The organism is Citrobacter sp. CK180 (assembly GCF_030333655.1).
Classification (GTDB): domain Bacteria; phylum Pseudomonadota; class Gammaproteobacteria; order Enterobacterales; family Enterobacteriaceae; genus Citrobacter_B; species Citrobacter_B koseri.
Genome location: NZ_JAOWFM010000057.1, coordinates 47,124 through 63,031, shown reverse-complemented (window position 1 = coordinate 63,031; position 15,908 = coordinate 47,124). Strand labels below are relative to the sequence as shown.

The following is a 15,908-nucleotide window of genomic DNA, read 5'->3' as shown; positions in this document are numbered from 1 at the left end:
TCTCCGTTAACTCAGCCAGGCGCCGAGAGGTAAGGTGACGTCAAGCAGACGGTCGAAGGCATACCACAGCAGGATGCCGAGAACCGCGCCGGAAATACCCGCAGCCGGGATTGTTGCGCCGAACAGAATGCCGATGACCAGGGTGAGAATGGCGGTGGCAATCGGGAAGCCCAGCCACTCAAATCCCCAGGCGTACATCAGCAGGACAATCACCATCGTGAGCAGCTTTTGCAGCACATGGTGGTGAGGCCAGCTAACGGTATCGGGATGACGCAATAACAGCGCCAGCGCGCAGAGCGCCATCAGACCGATAATGCCCAGCGGAAACGGGCGAGGGCCGACCGGTTCGTAGCTGTATTCACTCTGAATCTGCCAGGCGATGAACAGCCCGGCAACGCAGAGCAACAGCCAGATACCTGCAAAAATACGATCGCTCATGATTGCCTCCAGGTTTATTTTGCGAGGCCGAAGGCTTTCGCCTGCTCGCGGTAATCGGCGACCTGCTTTTTGACGTAGTCGTCAAGCTGCTTGCCGGTCATGTCGAATGCAAACAGGCCGCGCAACTCACGCTGCTTTTTAAACTCGTCGGTCTGCTGGAGCTTTTGGAAGGTCTCTACCCACCACTGGTAGTCGGCATCGCTGACTTTTGGCCCCACGTAGAAGCCGCGAATGATCGGCCAGACCAGGTCGTATCCTTGCTCTTTGGCGGTCGGGACGTTGGCTAACTGACCCGGCAGGCGTTCTTCAGAAAATACCGCCAGCACGCGAATTTTATCGCCGCTCAGGTAAGGCACCATTTCACTGAGATCGCCGGAAACCACCTGCACATGGTTGCCCATCAGCGCAGTGACCGGTTCGCCGCCGCCTTCAAACGCCACGTAGCGCATCTTGTGCGGATCGACATTGGCCTTTTGCGCCAGCAGCGCCGACTTCATCCAGTCCTGGCTGCCAATCGATGCGCCAGCGCCAATCACCACGCTGTCAGGATTTTTCTCCATCGCGGCGAGCAGATCTTTTAGCGACTTCCACGGGGAGTCGGCGCGCACGGCGATCATGCCGTAATCAGTACCGGCGCTCGCCAGCCAGCGCACGTCATCCACGCCGTAACGACCAAATTTCCCCTGCGACAGATTAAGCAGCGAGCCGCCGGAGAAGGCGACGACCGTCCCCGGTTCGCCAGGTCGCTGGGCGACGATAGCGTTATAGGCGACCGCGCCGACGCCGCCCGGCATGTAGGTGACGCGCATCGGTTTTTCGATAGCGCCGGTTTCCATCATGCTCACCTGAATCAGCTTACAGGTGAGGTCAAACCCGCCGCCGGGTTTGGCCGGGGCGATACACTCAGTACGCGACGGCGCGTCCTGCGCCAGTACAGCGGTGCTCATCAGTAAAACGCTTGCAGTAAGGGCACGAAGTAATTGTTTTTTCATTGTTTATCCTCACGCGGACGTCCGAGTTTTCAGATACGGAAGAAGATTTTTGTGATTATGTGAGCCGACATGTAGCAGTTCGGTTGCGTGATTGTTAAAACAATAACCTTTCAATTCCCTTTCAATGCGGCAGAAACTTTACAGGATGTGATATGCGTCTCTTATTAGCGGAAGATAACCGTGAACTGGCTCACTGGCTGGAAAAAGCGCTGGTGCAGAACGGTTTTGCCGTGGACTGCGTATTTGATGGCCAGGCGGCCGATCATCTTCTGCACACTGAGACCTATGCGCTGGCGGTGCTCGACATCAACATGCCGGGGCTGGACGGACTGGAAGTAGTGCAGCGCCTGCGCAAGCGTGGACAAACGCTGCCGGTGCTGACGGCGCGCAGCGCGGTGGCGGATCGGGTGAAAGGGCTGAACGTCGGAGCGGATGACTATCTGCCAAAACCGTTTGAGATTGAAGAACTTGATGCGCGGCTGCGGGCATTACTGCGGCGCAGCGCGGGTCAGGTGCAGGAGTTGCAGCAGCTTGGCGATCTGGCGTTTCACGATGAAGGTTACTTTTTGCTTCAGGCGCAGCCGCTGGCGCTGACCCCGCGTGAGCAGGCGTTGCTGACGGTATTGATGTACCGCAGAACGCGACCGGTGTCGCGCCAGCAGCTGTTTGAACAGATCTTCAGCCTGAGCGATGAGGTCAGCCCGGAGAGCATCGAACTCTATATCCATCGTCTGCGGAAAAAATTGCAGGGCAGTAACGTGCGGATCACCACCCTGCGTGGGCTGGGTTACGTGCTGGAGTGCGGCGATGAGGTGGGCTAAACCCCAGTCGCTGTACCTGCAACTGTTGTTGTTCCTCGGATTGCCGCTGGTGCTGTTGTGGGGATTGTCGGCATTTAACAGCTACGTTAGCGCGCTACAGGCCGCGACGCAGGCTTATGACAGGACGCTGCTCTCTTCTGCGAGAACGGTGGCGGAACGGCTGGTGGTGCGCCACGACAAGCTGGAGGTGAATGTCCCCTGGGTGGTGCTCGACAGCTTTGAACTCAACATGAACGACCGTCTCTATTACAAAGTCGTGGACCCGGGCGGCAAGGTGATCTCCGGTTATGACGATCTGCCCGCGATGCCGCCTTCCACCTCGCGAACCCGGCTCTACCCGGCGCTGGCGTGGTTTTATCACACCCAGTATCGCGGACAGGCGATCCGCGTGGCGCGTCTGCTCCAGCCGGTAAATGAAGGGGCGATATTCGGGATGGCGGAGATCTACGTTGCCGAGACGCTACAGTCCCGGCGCTATCTGGCCGGGCAACTGCTGTTCTCCTCATGGGTGTCGCAAGGGCTGCTGGTGCTGCTGACATTGATTCTCGTTGGCTGGCTGCTGCGACGCATTCTGAAGCCGATGCGCCAGCTCTCCTCGCTGATGGTGCGTCGTGAACCGGGCCTGCTGACGCCCTTGCCGGAACTGTTGCCCTGGTCAGAGACCCGGCTGCTGATCGTCGCCTTTAACCGCTACATTGATCGCCTGCGCGCGCTGATCTCCCGTCAGGAACGCTTTAGCGCCGATGCGTCCCATCAGTTAAAAACGCCGCTGGCCGTGTTGAAAACGCAGGCGGCGGTGGCGTTAGCCAGTCAACAGCCGCAGCAGTGGCACGAAAGTTTGCGGGCGATGAGCGCGACGCTGGATAGCACGATTTTGCTGACGGAGCGGCTGTTGCAACTGTCGGCGGTGAAACGTAAAGAGCAGGGGGAGCGACAGTTCTTGCCGGTTAATCTGTATGAGGTGGTGCAGATGAGCTGTTTTAGCCGTCTGGCGCAGGCGCGCAGCAAGGCTATCGATCTGGGGTATGAAGGTGAGCAAAAGGCGGTGTGGATTGAAGGGGATGACGTTTTGCTCGGCGAGCTGTGCGCGAATTTGCTGGATAATGCGCTGAAATATACGCCGTCGCAGGGAACGGTAACGGCACGGCTATTGCGGGATGGCGAGGCTGTTGTTCTGGTGGTGGAAGACAGTGGGCCAGGGATTGACGCTGAGCAGATCCCGCAGGCGCTGATGCCGTTTCATCGGCTTGCTAACGTGGGGAATGAGAGCGGGGCGGGGATCGGTCTGGCGCTGGTCAACGACATCGCCCGCCTGCACCGTACCCATCCACAGCTGTCGCGCAGTGAAACGCTGGGCGGTCTGCGTGTGCGGGTGCGGTTTTTAACGACGGCGCAGTAAATAAAAACGTCATCATCGCAGGCCGGATAAAGGGTGATTCGCGGGAATAAAAAAAGCCGCATTAGCGGCTTTTTTCTCATGTCAGGCAAAATTATTCGCTGACTTTTTTCTCAAGTTCTGCTGCGCCTTCTTTGGTTTTGTTCCAGCCTTTCTCAGCACCTTCTTTCGTGGCATTCCAGCCTTTTTCGGTGCCTTCTTTGGTCTTATTCCAGGCCTTCTGCGAGCCTTCGCTCACTTTACTGCTCAGGTTGTCGCTTTTACCTTCAGCGGCATGTTCAGATTTCAGTTTCAGCTCTTCACCCTGATTCTGCGCCTGGTGCAGTTTCTCTTTGGCGGTATTTGCGCTTTCATGAGCGGCTGCAACGTCGTTATCGGTCGCGTGTGTGGTCGCAGCAAAAACAGGGGAAGCCAGCAGAAGTGCAGATAAGGCGATCATTGTTTTTTTCATAAGAACCTCGCTTAACGTTATCAGTTATATGCGTGGTTAAGCATGACACGGCAGAAAGGCGGTGGCTTTAGGAATAAACTGTAATTGAATCAATGAGGTCTGACGGCGGGAGAGACGGGGGCTCCGTAGGGGGTTGTGAATATTGTAGAAACTGCCGTGATAAGCGGTCATATGGGTTGACAATCAGACAACGTTGATCTGGCAATCGGGAAGGTTGCGTGATAGGCTTTAACCGGAAAATTTGTGATTTTTTCACAAAAAAAGGAGTTATAAATGCTTATTGAATTTTCAGTGCAGAATTTTAAAGTTTTTAGCCAAAAACAAACTTTATCGATGGCTGCTAAAAAATCTTATAAAGAGCATCCAGAGACGACGGCAACAGCTGAGCATTTTGATGATCTGCTGATTAATAAGGTCGCAGTCATTTATGGTGCTAACGGCGCGGGCAAAAGTAGTTTTGTTGAAGCTTTAGATTTTCTGCAATCCTACATCCTTAGAGGATTTGCTGATAGTTCACAGAATGATTCAATAAGAACGCGGTTTATCGACAGAGAAATACCTAAATTTATTTTTGATGAGGAACAGTTAACCGCGCCTACTGATTTTGAGATCAGTTTTATCGGCACGACCGGTGAACGATATCAGTATACGTTATCTATCGGTACAGACGCGATAGAAGCTGAAGGTTTATGGGTTTACTCAAAAAAAGGGGTAAGACCGAAGACGATTATCTCCAGAGTATATAATGCTGAAACCAATGAATTCGAATACTACTGCCCATCGTTGCAGATAGATAAAAAAACGTATGAAGTGGCGATAGAAAAAGCCAATAACAGCAAACGCTCGCCATTCGTATCCATTCTGCATGCTTATGATGTCTCACAACTGGATGAGTTTATTAACTGGTTCAGAGGCGATTTAATTGTATCCAGTAATCGCAATGATGATGTTTTCCGAATGGCATCCAGATACTCTTTTTTAGACGATCTGGCTGATGGCGATGAACAGAAAAAAAATAAAATACTTGAGTTTTTAAACAAGTTTGATCTTTCTATTTCTGATATTTCGGTAACGAAAAAGAATGTGACGTTACCTGATGAGATGCCAGAAGAAATGAAAAAAATGATATTGAGCGATGTCGGTTTTCAAATTGTTTTAGAACATACGACGTCCAGCGGTATCAAGAAAAACATCCCTTATGAAAGATTATCTTCGGGAACGAAGAAGTTATTCGATCTATCAGGCATTCTTTTACTGTGCTGTGAGGTCGGTGAAAAAAGCGTACTGGTTCTTGATGAGTTTGAATCATCGCTCCACCCTTATATCGTCAGAGCGATTTTTGAGTTAATGGTCAAACACTCTGAACGTCTTTTGCAGCTGATTCTCACAACGCATTCAAACGTTCTATTAGATACGGAAAAACTCGTCAGACGGGATCAAATATGGTTCCTGGAGAAAAATAGCGAGCTTGAAACCGTGCTTTATCCACTGAGCGATTTTGCCCCCAGGTTTGAGGACTCTATTATAAAAGGCTGGGATTTGGGTAAATTTGGTGGCGTTCCTTTTTTGGGGTGAATGATGGCCAGGAAAATGAAAGAGTTAATTTCTCCTTCTGCATTGAAAAAACGAGGCAGCGGTAAAGTTAAATCTGAGCGTAAGAAAACCCTGATCGTTTGCGAAGGTACGGAGACCGAACCAACCTATTTTAAGGATATGGTTAAAGACCTTAAAATAGCGAATACAGACGTTTATATTGAACCTGGGCGCCATTCAAACCCAAGTAGCGTTGTACGCACCGCCATTGATCTTTATGAGCAGGATCTTGAATTTGAGCTGATTTATTGCCTAATTGATACGGATGAGTTTGGGAAAGATATTGACCTGGCATCCAGTATGTTAAAAGAACATACTTTTTCACGGCGTAAAAAGTCCCTTGGTGGCGACCGGTATCCTCAGGCGAAGATCCTGCGTTCTGATCCCTGCATCGAGGTCTGGTTTTTACTCCATTATGAAGTGTTAAGACGGCCATTTGTTAAAGCAAATAAAAGCGCGGCACAGAACTGCAAGGAATACCTTAAAAATACGCATTTGAAAGATTATAGCGAAAAGTATAATGGACTCTATAGCCTAATAAAGAAAAATGGTCTTAAGGCGTGTGAGGAAAGCGCCAGGCTCAGAGCATGGCTTGAGAAGAACGATTGTATCAATCCGTTTACGCAGATTGATGAGTTATATCTGGATTTACATGAAAAAGTTTTCGCGCCAGCGAAAAGATAAATAAAGAGTAACACTGCACACGAAAAGCATTGCGTTTGTGCCCCTGTAAAGGGGCATATTGAATTAACGCATGATCAAAAAATAACGCTATTTTAAGCAATATTATCTTCGTCCACGCCTTAACGATTATTTATGACTGTTTCCCTGCCTGTAAGCCAGAGCGACAACCAATGACTGCACCAGACAAAGCGTCGCGGATTGTGAGCGAAAAGCGTCTACCTGCGCTTCTTTGACTACAAAGCAGAGATCGCTGAAGGTCGCCAGTGGGCTTATCTGACTGTCGGTAATGACAATTTGCTTTGCGCCGACGCTGGCTGCGGTTTCGCTGACCATGACCGTCTCTTCTGCATAAGGGGAAAAGCTGATGGAGATAACGATATCGCGACTCTTGATTCGGCTGATTTGCTCTCGCAGCATACCCCCCATGCCATCAAGCAGTATTGGGCGGCATTCAAGGTGGCTGAGCGCGTAAGTCAGATAGGCGGCCACGCTAAAAGAGCGCCGCAGGCCAGCGATATAAATCGTATCGGCCTCCGCCAGTAATTGAACGGCGCGTTGCAGCATGTCGGGATCGGTACGCGACGCCAGCTGTTGCAGCGCCTGAGCATTCGAACGGGCAAATTCTTGCAGGATGTCTAACGGCGTTTCCGGTACGGATTCGCTCTCCATCTCTCTGAACAGCCGCGCGCGATCGCTGTAGCTGGCCGTTTCTTCCACCAGGTTCATACGAAACAGTTGTTTCATTTCGTTGAAACCGGTGAAGTCAAACGCGTTGGCGAAACGGATAAGCGTCGATGGCGGCACGTCCGCCCGCTCGGCGATGACGGCGACGGTATCGAACGCTACGCTGTTAGTGTTATCCAGCACATAGCGGGACACCTGCTGCAATCGTTTACTGAGACTATCGTAACGGTCGCGAATTTGCTGCTGTAGCTCGCTCAGACTGGATGCTGTCGTCATGTTATCCCCCATACTTAGTTTTCTGATTCTAAACGCAAAACCGTACATTTTAAATGTTAGCGATACATCCGGCCCGGCGATGCAGCCTGTTAACATAAAAATCCATTCCTGATCACAATAATCAATATTTATTTTATTTCAACTTAAAATAGAACGTTTGTTTCATATACAGTGTTCGGGTAACAGTCACGTATTAACAGCGAGAGGTTCAGGATGGAGACGGTAGCGAATTTTATTCACGGCGAATGTGTTACAGGCTCAGGCCAGCGCGTTCAGGCGATCTTCAACCCCGCCACGGGCGAGCAAATTCGTCAGGTGGTGATGAGCACGGCGCAGGAAACGGAGCGAGCCATTGCCGCTGCGCAGCAGGCGTTTGCCGCCTGGTCAAGGCAGTCGCCGCTGAAACGCGTGCGAGTGCTGTTTCGTTTTAAAGCGCTGCTGGAGCAGAACATGGATTCGCTCGCCCGGCTGGTCAGTGAAGAACATGGCAAAGTGTATTCTGATGCGGTGGGCGAACTGACGCGCGGTCTGGAAGTGGTCGAGTTTGCCTGCGGCATTCCACACCTGCAAAAAGGCGAACATTCGGCGAATGTCGGCACCGGTGTTGACAGCCATTCACTGATGCAGCCTCTGGGCGTGTGCGCCGGGATCACCCCGTTCAACTTCCCGGCGATGGTGCCGATGTGGATGTTCCCCATCGCGCTGGCTACCGGCAATACCTTTGTGCTTAAGCCGTCGGAAAAAGATCCCTCGCTGCCGCTTGCGCTGGCAAAACTGCTGAAAGAGGCCGGTCTGCCGGATGGCGTTTTTAACGTCGTGCAGGGCGATAAAGAAGCGGTGGATGTTCTGCTGACCGATCCGCGCGTTCAGGCCGTCAGTTTTGTCGGCTCGACGCCGATTGCAGAATATATTTATCAGACGGCGTCGGCGCACGGCAAACGCTGTCAGGCGTTGGGCGGGGCGAAAAACCACTGCATTCTGATGCCGGACGCCGACATGAATATGGCAACCAATGCGATTATGGGCGCGGCGTATGGTGCGGCGGGCGAGCGCTGTATGGCGCTCTCCGTGGTGCTGGCGGTGGGGGATAACACGGCGGACGAACTTTGCGCGCGGCTGGAAACGCAGATCGCCGCGTTACGCGTTGGGCCGGGGCTTGATCAAACGCCGGAAAATGAGATGGGCCCGCTGATCTCCGCCGCACATCGCAGTAAAGTGCTGGGCTATATCGACAGCGGCGAGGTGCAGGGCGCGCGGCTGCGGGTGGATGGTCGCGGCTTTAGCGTGAAGCGCCACGAACAGGGCTTTTTCGTCGGGCCGACCTTGTTTGATAACGTCACGCCTGAGATGACGATTTACAAAGAAGAGATCTTTGGCCCGGTACTCTCCGTGGTGCGGGTGAAGGATTACGCCAGCGCGGTGGATCTGATTAATCGCCACGAATATGGCAACGGGACGGCGATCTTTACCCGCGACGGCGGCTGCGCGCGTCGTTTCTGTGAAGAGGTGCAGGCCGGGATGGTCGGCGTTAACGTGCCGATTCCGGTGCCGATGGCGTTCCACAGCTTCGGCGGCTGGAAACGGTCTATTTTTGGTCCGCTTAACGTTCATGGTAATGACGGCGTGCGTTTTTATACCCGCATGAAAACTGTTACCGCCCGCTGGCCGGAGATGCAGCAGGATAGCGGCGCCGCGTTCTCCATGCCAACGCTGGGCTGACGGAGGGACTTATGACAACCGTACGTATGACCATGGCGCAGGCGCTGGTCAAGTTTCTCAACCAACAGTACGTCGATGTAGACGGGCAGGAGATGCCGTTCATCGAAGGCGTGGCGACCATCTTCGGCCACGGCAACGTACTCGGCATCGGGCAGGCGCTGGAGCAGGACGCCGGGCACTTGCGGGTGCATCAGGGCTGTAATGAACAGGGAATGGCGCACATGGCGACAGGGTTCGCGAAACAGCACCGTCGCCAGCGCATTTACGCCGTCACCTCTTCGGTAGGGCCAGGCGCGGCCAATATGGTGACGGCGGCGGCCACGGCGACGGCGAACCGTATTCCGCTGCTGCTGTTGCCGGGCGATATCTACGCCAGCCGCCAGCCGGACCCGGTATTACAGCAAATTGAGCAGTACCACGATCTCAGTATCAGCACCAACGACTGCTTTCGCCCGGTTTCGCGCTACTGGGATCGTATCAACCGCCCGGAACAGTTGATGAGCGCGATGCTTAACGCCATGCGCACCCTGACCGATCCGGCTGATACCGGCGCGGTGACGATCTGTTTACCGCAGGATGTGCAGGGCGAAGCCTGGGATTACCCGCAGAGTTTCTTTGCCCGTCGCGTTCACCATATTGAAAGACGACCGCCGGACCCACACCGGCTGGCGCAGGCGCGGGCGCTGATTGCCCGTAAACGCCGCCCGCTGGTGGTTTGCGGCGGCGGGGTGCGTTATTCCGGCGCGCACGACGCGTTTCGTCAGTTTGTGGAAAACCTGCACCTGCCGTTTGCGGAAACGCAGGCCGGGAAAGGCGCGCTGGTCAGCGACCATCCGCTGAATCTGGGCGGTATTGGCGTTACCGGCGGGCTGGCGGCAAACCAGCTTGCGCCGCAGGCCGATCTGGTTATCGGCGTCGGCACGCGTCTGACCGATTTCACTACCGGTTCGAAAGCGCTGTTTGCACACCCGGACGTAGAATTTCTCCTGCTGAATGTCGCCGAGTTCGATGCCCTCAAACTGGACGCCACGGCGCTGGTGGCCGATGCCCGCGCCGGTCTGACGGCGCTGACGGAAGGGCTTCAGGATTATCGCAGCGGCTGGGGAGACGAGGTGGCGCAGGCGAAATCGGCCTGGGACGAGGAGTGCCGCCGGCTGTGGTCTCGCCAGTGGCGCCCGGATGACGCGCCGGAAATTGCCGGGCACCTTGATGCGCAACTGGCGGAATACAGTGAAGCGCTGAACACGCGGCTGACTCAGACTCGCGTTCTGGGGATTATCAACCAGCACATTGAGGATGACGCCATTGTGGTCGGCGCGGCGGGATCGCTGCCGGGCGATTTGCAGCGTCTCTGGCAGGTGAAAACGCCCGACAGCTACCACCTGGAGTACGGCTATTCCTGTATGGGGTATGAAATTGCGGCCGCGCTTGGGGCGAAACTCGCGAAGCCGCAGCTGCCGGTCTATGCGATGGTGGGCGACGGTTCGTACATGATGCTGCATTCCGAGCTGCAAACGGCGGTGCAGGAGGGGATAAAAATCACCATCCTGCTGTTTGATAACGGCGGGTTTGGCTGCATCAATAACCTGCAAATGGGGCATGGGATGGGCAGTTTTGGCACCGAGAATCGCGCCCGTCAACCACAATCCGGCCAGCTGGACGGCCCGCTGGTGGCGGTTGATTTCGCCCAAAATGCGCAAAGCTACGGCTGCCGGGCGTGGCGGGTACATGATGAGCAGAGCCTGCTGACGGCGCTGGAGGCGGCGCGCGCGCATCCGGGGCCGACGCTGCTGGATATTAAAGTGCTGCCAAAAACGATGACTCACGATTACGCTTCATGGTGGCGCACCGGCGATGCGCAGGTGGCCGATTCACCGTCGGTGCGAAAAGCCGCCGAGCAGACGTTCGATCAGGTGAAAAAGGCGCGTCAGTATTGAGTGAGTAATGCCGGATGGCGCTAACCCGTAGGCCGGATAAGGCGTTCGCGCCGCCATCCGGCAACCTGCGACAACGAAATTTTCATTTCATTTTTCCTGTTTTTTCATTCCTCGCCCTCTTTCTGAATGAAAGGGGGCCAGGCTCTGCATCTTCTCCATCGTTGTGTTGTGAGATTGATAACAAAATTTACCTCAATCATCACAAGAATGTTAACTTGCGCGCAAAAACATAATTTTCACTATTTATAAAAATGAAATAAATGTTTTATTTAAGGGGTCGTTAGTTCACCGCATTCACCAACACCGGGAGCCGTTATGTTTAACATTGCTTTACTGGGAGCTGGCCGAATTGGTCAGGTACATGCCGCTAACATCGCAACCCACAAAGAGACAACCCTGTGGTCTGTCGTTGATCCGAACGAGACCTTTGCCTCCCGCCTGGCTACACAATATCAGGCCCGTCAGCAAAGTCTTGATGAGGCGATGACCGATCCTGATGTTCATGCCGTGCTGATTGCCTCCGCCACGGATACCCACGCCGATTTGATTGAACTGGCCGCCCGCCACGGCAAAGCCATTTTCTGTGAAAAGCCCGTACATCTTGATCTTGCCCGCGTGCGCGACTGCCTGAAAGTGGTCAAAGAGTTCGACGTGCCGCTGTTTATCGGCTTTAACCGTCGTTTCGACCCACAGTTCCGCCGCGTTAAAACCGAGGCGCAGAGCGGGCGCATCGGCAAGCCGGAATCATTGCTGATTATCTCCCGCGATCCTTCTCCGCCGCCTGCGGAATATGTGCGCGTCTCCGGCGGGATGTTCCGCGATATGACCATCCACGATTTCGATATGGCGCGTTTCATCATGGGGGAAGAGCCTGTTTCGGTCTACGCCCAGGGAAGCAATCTGGTCGATCCGGCAATTGGCGCGGCAGGCGATATCGACACCGCGTTTATCGTGCTCAAGTATGCCTCCGGCGCGCTGGCGACCATCGTTAACAGCCGTCGCTCGTCTTATGGCTATGACCAGCGTCTGGAGCTGCACGGTTCCGAAGGTCTGCTTACGGCGGGCAATATCCTCGAAAACCAGGTGCAGCACTTTGGCCAGAACGGCTGCACCAGCGCGCTGCCTGAGCATTTCTTCCTGCAACGTTATCAGGCTGCCTATGCCGCCGAGTGGGAGCACTTTGTCGCCATCTTACGCGGTGAGGCAGTGCCGGAGTGCAGCGGTGATGACGGTGAGCGTGCGCTGTATCTGGCTGATAAAGCGCTGGAGTCATTGCACAGCCAGCGTGAAGTTCTCCTCTGATTTTCCATAACAACACACCCTACACAGAGAGACATAACAATGAAAAAGCTGATTTTAGCCGCCTTCATCGCCATGACAGCCGGGGCGGCAATGGCCGAGAACGAACAAATTGTTTTCAGCACGCCGAATCTGGCAATGCCGTTTGAAGTTCACATGCAGCGCACGGCGGTGAAAGCCGCGAAAGAGATGGGCGTCAGCCTACAGGTTCTGGACGGGCAGGGAAGTTCGCCGAAGCAGGTTGCCGATCTGGAAAACGCTATCACCCGTGGCGCCCAGGGATTCATCGTCTCCCCGAATGATGTCAACGCAGTTTCCAGCGCGGTGGATGAGATTCAGGACGCTAAGCTGCCGGTGGTGACGCTCGATCGCTCCGTCGATAGCCAGAAGCAGGTTCCGCATTTTGGCGCGAACAACTACAAGGGCGGCCAGGCCATTGGCGACTTTGTCAAAAGCAAATTTCCTGACGGCGCGGACATTGTGCTGCTGACCGGCCAGCCGGGTTCTTCTTCCAATATTGAACGCACCAAAGGCATTCGCGACAGCCTGAAGGCGGGGGGCGATACGTACCGCATTGTTGCTGACCAGACCGGTAACTGGATGCGTTCGGAAGGAATGCGCATTGTTGAAAGCGTGCTGCCGTCGTTGAAAAAACGTCCGCAGGTCATCCTCTCCGCCAACGATGATATGGCGCTGGGCGCGATTGAAGCGTTGCAGGGGCAGGGGGTGAAACCGGGCGAAATTCTGGTGACAGGATTTGACGCGGTGCCGGAAGCGCTGGCGCGGGTGCGCGACGGCTGGATGGCGGCGACGGCGGATCAGCGTCCGGGTTTCGCGGTACAGACGGCGATGAGCCAACTGGTTGCGAACGTGCGTGAGAAGAAAGCCATCACCGGTGCGGATTATCCGCCGACGTTAATCACCAAAGAGAACCTGCAACAGGCCGAGCGTATCGGCGAAGCCGGTAACTGATTTGCCCGGAGCCGCCGTCGCTGCGGCGGCTCGCATTAAAGGAGGAGCAGACCGATGTTGCAACCCTTACTGAACGTTACCGATCTGGCAAAGAGCTTTTCCGGCGTCTGGGCGTTGAGCAACGTACAACTGACCGTCGGGACGGGGGAGATTCACGCGCTGCTTGGCGAGAACGGCGCGGGGAAGTCCACGCTGCTGAAAGCGCTGGCAGGGGCGCAGCCGCAGACCCGTGGGGACATCTGGTTCAATGGCGAAACGCTGCCGGTGGAGGACTCGCCGGTTGAGCGGCAAAACAAAGGCATCATTACCATCTATCAGGAATTTAATCTGCTGCCCAACATGACCGTTGCGGAAAATATGTTTCTCGGGCGCGAGCCGCGTAAACGTAATGTGATTGTCGATGCGAAGGCCGTGAACCAGGAGGCGCAGGTGGTGCTGGACTATCTGCAACTGAATGTCGCGCCGACCACGCCGGTCGCCCGACTGAGCGTGGCGCAGCAGCAAATGGTGGAGATCGCCCGCGCGCTGACCCTGAACGCGAAGCTCATCATTATGGATGAACCTTCCGCCGCGCTGAGCGACAGCGAAGTGGAAAGCCTGCACCGCGTCGTGCGGGAACTTAAAGGTCGGGGCGTGAGCATTATTTATGTCACCCATCGCCTGCATGAAGTTTTCCAGCTCTGCGATCGTTTTACCGTGTTTCAGGATGGCCGTTTTACCGGCAGCGGCGCGGTCGCGGAAACCAACGTGGAACAGCTGATCCGCCTGATGGTGGGACGAGACGTGGCCTTTAATCGTCGCCCCCCCAGCGAAACCCATCATGAAGACAAACCGATTCGCCTTGCGGTGAAAGGGCTGTGTCGCGAAAAGCCGCCGCTGGACCCGCACGGCATTGCGCTGCACGACATCAGCTTTCACGTTCACGCCGGGGAGGTGCTGGGGATTGCGGGGCTGGTCGGCGCCGGGCGTACCGAAGTGGCGCGCTGTCTTTTTGGCGCTGACGGCTTTACTTCCGGGACGTTCGAGCTGGACGGCGCGGCGTATCACCCCCGTGACCCGATGTACGCGCTGGATCAGGGCGTGGCGCTGGTGCCGGAAGATCGCAAAAAAGAGGGGGCGGTGCTGGGACTGTCTATTCGCGACAACCTGTCGCTCTCCAGTCTCTCTTCGCTGCTGCGCTGGCGCTTTTTCGTCAACACCCGCAAAGAAGATGACCTGATCGAATCTTACCGCCAGGCGCTGCAAATCAAGATGGTCAACAGCGAACAGGAGGTGCGCAAGCTCTCCGGCGGCAATCAGCAGAAAGTGATCCTCGCGCGCTGCATGGCGCTCAATCCACGGGTGCTGATTGTTGATGAACCGACGCGCGGCATCGATGTGGGCACCAAATCCGAGGTGCACCAGGTGCTGTTTGATATGGCGAAACAGGGCGTGGCGGTGATTGTGATCTCTTCCGATCTGCCCGAAGTGATGGCGGTGTCCGACCGGATCATCACCTTAAGCGAAGGCCGGGTAACCGGTGAAATCCACGGCGATGACGCCACCGAAGAGCGGCTCATGATGATGATGGCCATCAACCATAACGCCCTGAACGCGGCATAACGGAGTTTCACATGACGCAGATAGTGACCAAAACGCAACCCCCTGCCAAACGTAACGGACGTATCGATCCGATCGCTTTTTTCGAGCGCTTTGGGGTACTGATTTTTATGTTCCTGCTGCTGATTTTTTTCCAGACGCAGAACAGTAACTTCCTGTCAGAACGCAATATTTTCAACATCCTGACCGAGGTGTCGATCTACGGGATCATGGCCGTGGGAATGACGTTCGTCATCCTGACTGCCGGAATCGATCTGTCTGTCGGCTCCATTCTGGCGGTATGCGCCATGACGGCAGCATACGTGATTAAAGGCGACAACTTCACCACGGTAGACCCGAGCGCCTGGGGCGGGATGAGCTGGCTGATTGGCCTCGGCATCTGCCTGGCGATGGGGACGGCGATTGGCTTCCTGCATGGCCTGGGTGTGACCCGCCTGCGCCTGCCGCCGTTCATTGTCACCCTCGGCGGGATGACCATCTGGCGCGGCCTGACGCTGGTGATTAACGACGGCGCGCCCATTGCCGGTTTTGACCAGGGCTACCGCTGGTGGGGGCGTGGCGAACTGCTCGGTATCTCCATCCCGATCTGGATTTTTGCGCTAGTGGCGATCGGCGGTTATCTGGCGTTGCACAAAACGCGCTGGGGCCGTTTCGTCTACGCCATTGGCGGCAACCCGGAGGCGGCGCGTCTTGCCGGGGTCAACGTCAAACGTGTGCTGGTCAGCGTGTATGTCGTGATTGGCTGTCTGGCCGGGCTGGCGGGGTTTGTGCTGAGCGCCCGTCTGGGCAGCGCGGAGGCGGTGGCCGGGATCTCCTTTGAGCTGCGCGTTATCGCCTCGGTGGTCATTGGCGGGACATCGCTGATGGGCGGCTATGGCCGCATCGGCGGCACCGTTATCGGCTCGATCATTATGGGCATTCTGATAAACGGTCTGGTGCTGATGAACGTCTCCGCCTACTACCAACAAATTATTACCGGGCTGATTATTGTGCTGGCGGTGGCGTTTGATACCTATGCCAAGAGCCGTCGTGGCGCGCTGTGAGGGA

The 15,908-nt window shown here is 55.3% G+C and carries 14 protein-coding genes; 10 read left to right on the top strand and 4 right to left on the bottom strand.

Annotated features, from left to right (window positions below; genetic code table 11):
• Positions 1–6 precede the first annotated feature (6 nt).
• Both OGV50_RS22580 and OGV50_RS22575 read right to left on the bottom strand, forming a co-directional pair.
• Positions 7–441, bottom strand: a complete 435-nt coding sequence (locus tag OGV50_RS22580; RefSeq protein WP_175479745.1) for a tripartite tricarboxylate transporter TctB family protein — start codon at positions 439–441, stop codon at positions 7–9.
• 11 nt (positions 442–452) lie between these two features.
• Positions 453–1,430, bottom strand: a complete 978-nt coding sequence (locus OGV50_RS22575; RefSeq protein ID WP_012134765.1) for a Bug family tripartite tricarboxylate transporter substrate binding protein — start codon at positions 1,428–1,430, stop codon at positions 453–455.
• Positions 1,431–1,582: 152 nt separating this feature from the next.
• On the opposite strand from OGV50_RS22575, the gene tctD reads away from it, so the two are divergent.
• Positions 1,583–2,251 carry a transcriptional regulator TctD gene (gene tctD, locus OGV50_RS22570; protein WP_286488788.1) on the top strand — a complete coding sequence of 223 codons (669 nt, stop codon included), beginning with the start codon at positions 1,583–1,585 and terminating at the stop codon, positions 2,249–2,251.
• On the top strand, positions 2,238–3,650 hold the full coding sequence (locus OGV50_RS22565) for a sensor histidine kinase (protein ID WP_200092774.1): 1,413 nt from the start codon (positions 2,238–2,240) through the stop codon (positions 3,648–3,650). The genes tctD and OGV50_RS22565 overlap by 14 nt, the downstream gene beginning before the upstream one ends.
• Positions 3,651–3,741: 91 nt before the next feature.
• Here the strand turns inward: OGV50_RS22565 and OGV50_RS22560 are convergent, their stop codons facing one another.
• Positions 3,742–4,098, bottom strand: a complete 357-nt coding sequence (locus OGV50_RS22560; RefSeq protein WP_012134762.1) for a KPN_00521 family repetitive protein — start codon at positions 4,096–4,098, stop codon at positions 3,742–3,744.
• 273 nt (positions 4,099–4,371) lie between these two features.
• Here OGV50_RS22560 and OGV50_RS22555 point away from each other — a divergent pair, with 273 nt between their 5' ends.
• Positions 4,372–5,673: an AAA family ATPase gene (locus tag OGV50_RS22555; RefSeq protein ID WP_200092778.1), complete on the top strand. Its 1,302-nt coding sequence runs from the start codon at positions 4,372–4,374 to the stop codon at positions 5,671–5,673.
• 15 nt (positions 5,674–5,688) lie between these two features.
• Positions 5,689–6,375 carry an RloB family protein gene (locus OGV50_RS22550; RefSeq protein ID WP_024130874.1) on the top strand — a complete coding sequence of 229 codons (687 nt, stop codon included), beginning with the start codon at positions 5,689–5,691 and terminating at the stop codon, positions 6,373–6,375.
• A 126-nt stretch (positions 6,376–6,501) separates the two neighbouring features.
• Here OGV50_RS22550 and OGV50_RS22545 read toward each other — a convergent pair whose 3' ends face one another.
• Positions 6,502–7,335, bottom strand: coding sequence for a MurR/RpiR family transcriptional regulator (locus OGV50_RS22545; protein ID WP_047463948.1), 834 nt, complete (start codon positions 7,333–7,335; stop codon positions 6,502–6,504).
• A gap of 213 nt (positions 7,336–7,548) precedes the next feature.
• On the opposite strand from OGV50_RS22545, the gene OGV50_RS22540 reads away from it, so the two are divergent.
• The 6 genes from OGV50_RS22540 (at position 7,549) to OGV50_RS22515 (ending at position 15,904) form a co-directional block, all read left to right on the top strand.
• A complete protein-coding gene (locus OGV50_RS22540; protein WP_200092780.1) occupies positions 7,549–9,054 on the top strand; it encodes a CoA-acylating methylmalonate-semialdehyde dehydrogenase in 1,506 nt (501 codons plus the stop codon).
• A gap of 11 nt (positions 9,055–9,065) precedes the next feature.
• On the top strand, positions 9,066–10,991 hold the full coding sequence (iolD, locus tag OGV50_RS22535; RefSeq protein ID WP_200092782.1) for a 3D-(3,5/4)-trihydroxycyclohexane-1,2-dione acylhydrolase (decyclizing): 1,926 nt from the start codon (positions 9,066–9,068) through the stop codon (positions 10,989–10,991).
• A 315-nt stretch (positions 10,992–11,306) separates the two neighbouring features.
• Positions 11,307–12,293, top strand: coding sequence for an inositol 2-dehydrogenase (gene iolG, locus OGV50_RS22530; RefSeq protein WP_012134755.1), 987 nt, complete (start codon positions 11,307–11,309; stop codon positions 12,291–12,293).
• A gap of 39 nt (positions 12,294–12,332) precedes the next feature.
• Positions 12,333–13,262 carry a substrate-binding domain-containing protein gene (locus OGV50_RS22525; protein ID WP_012134754.1) on the top strand — a complete coding sequence of 310 codons (930 nt, stop codon included), beginning with the start codon at positions 12,333–12,335 and terminating at the stop codon, positions 13,260–13,262.
• 54 nt (positions 13,263–13,316) lie between these two features.
• Entirely contained in the window at positions 13,317–14,864 is a 1,548-nt protein-coding gene (locus tag OGV50_RS22520) for a sugar ABC transporter ATP-binding protein (protein WP_047461783.1), read from the top strand.
• Between the two features lie 11 nt (positions 14,865–14,875).
• Positions 14,876–15,904, top strand: coding sequence for an ABC transporter permease (locus OGV50_RS22515; protein WP_047461785.1), 1,029 nt, complete (start codon positions 14,876–14,878; stop codon positions 15,902–15,904).
• The last annotated feature ends 4 nt before the right edge of the window (positions 15,905–15,908 follow it).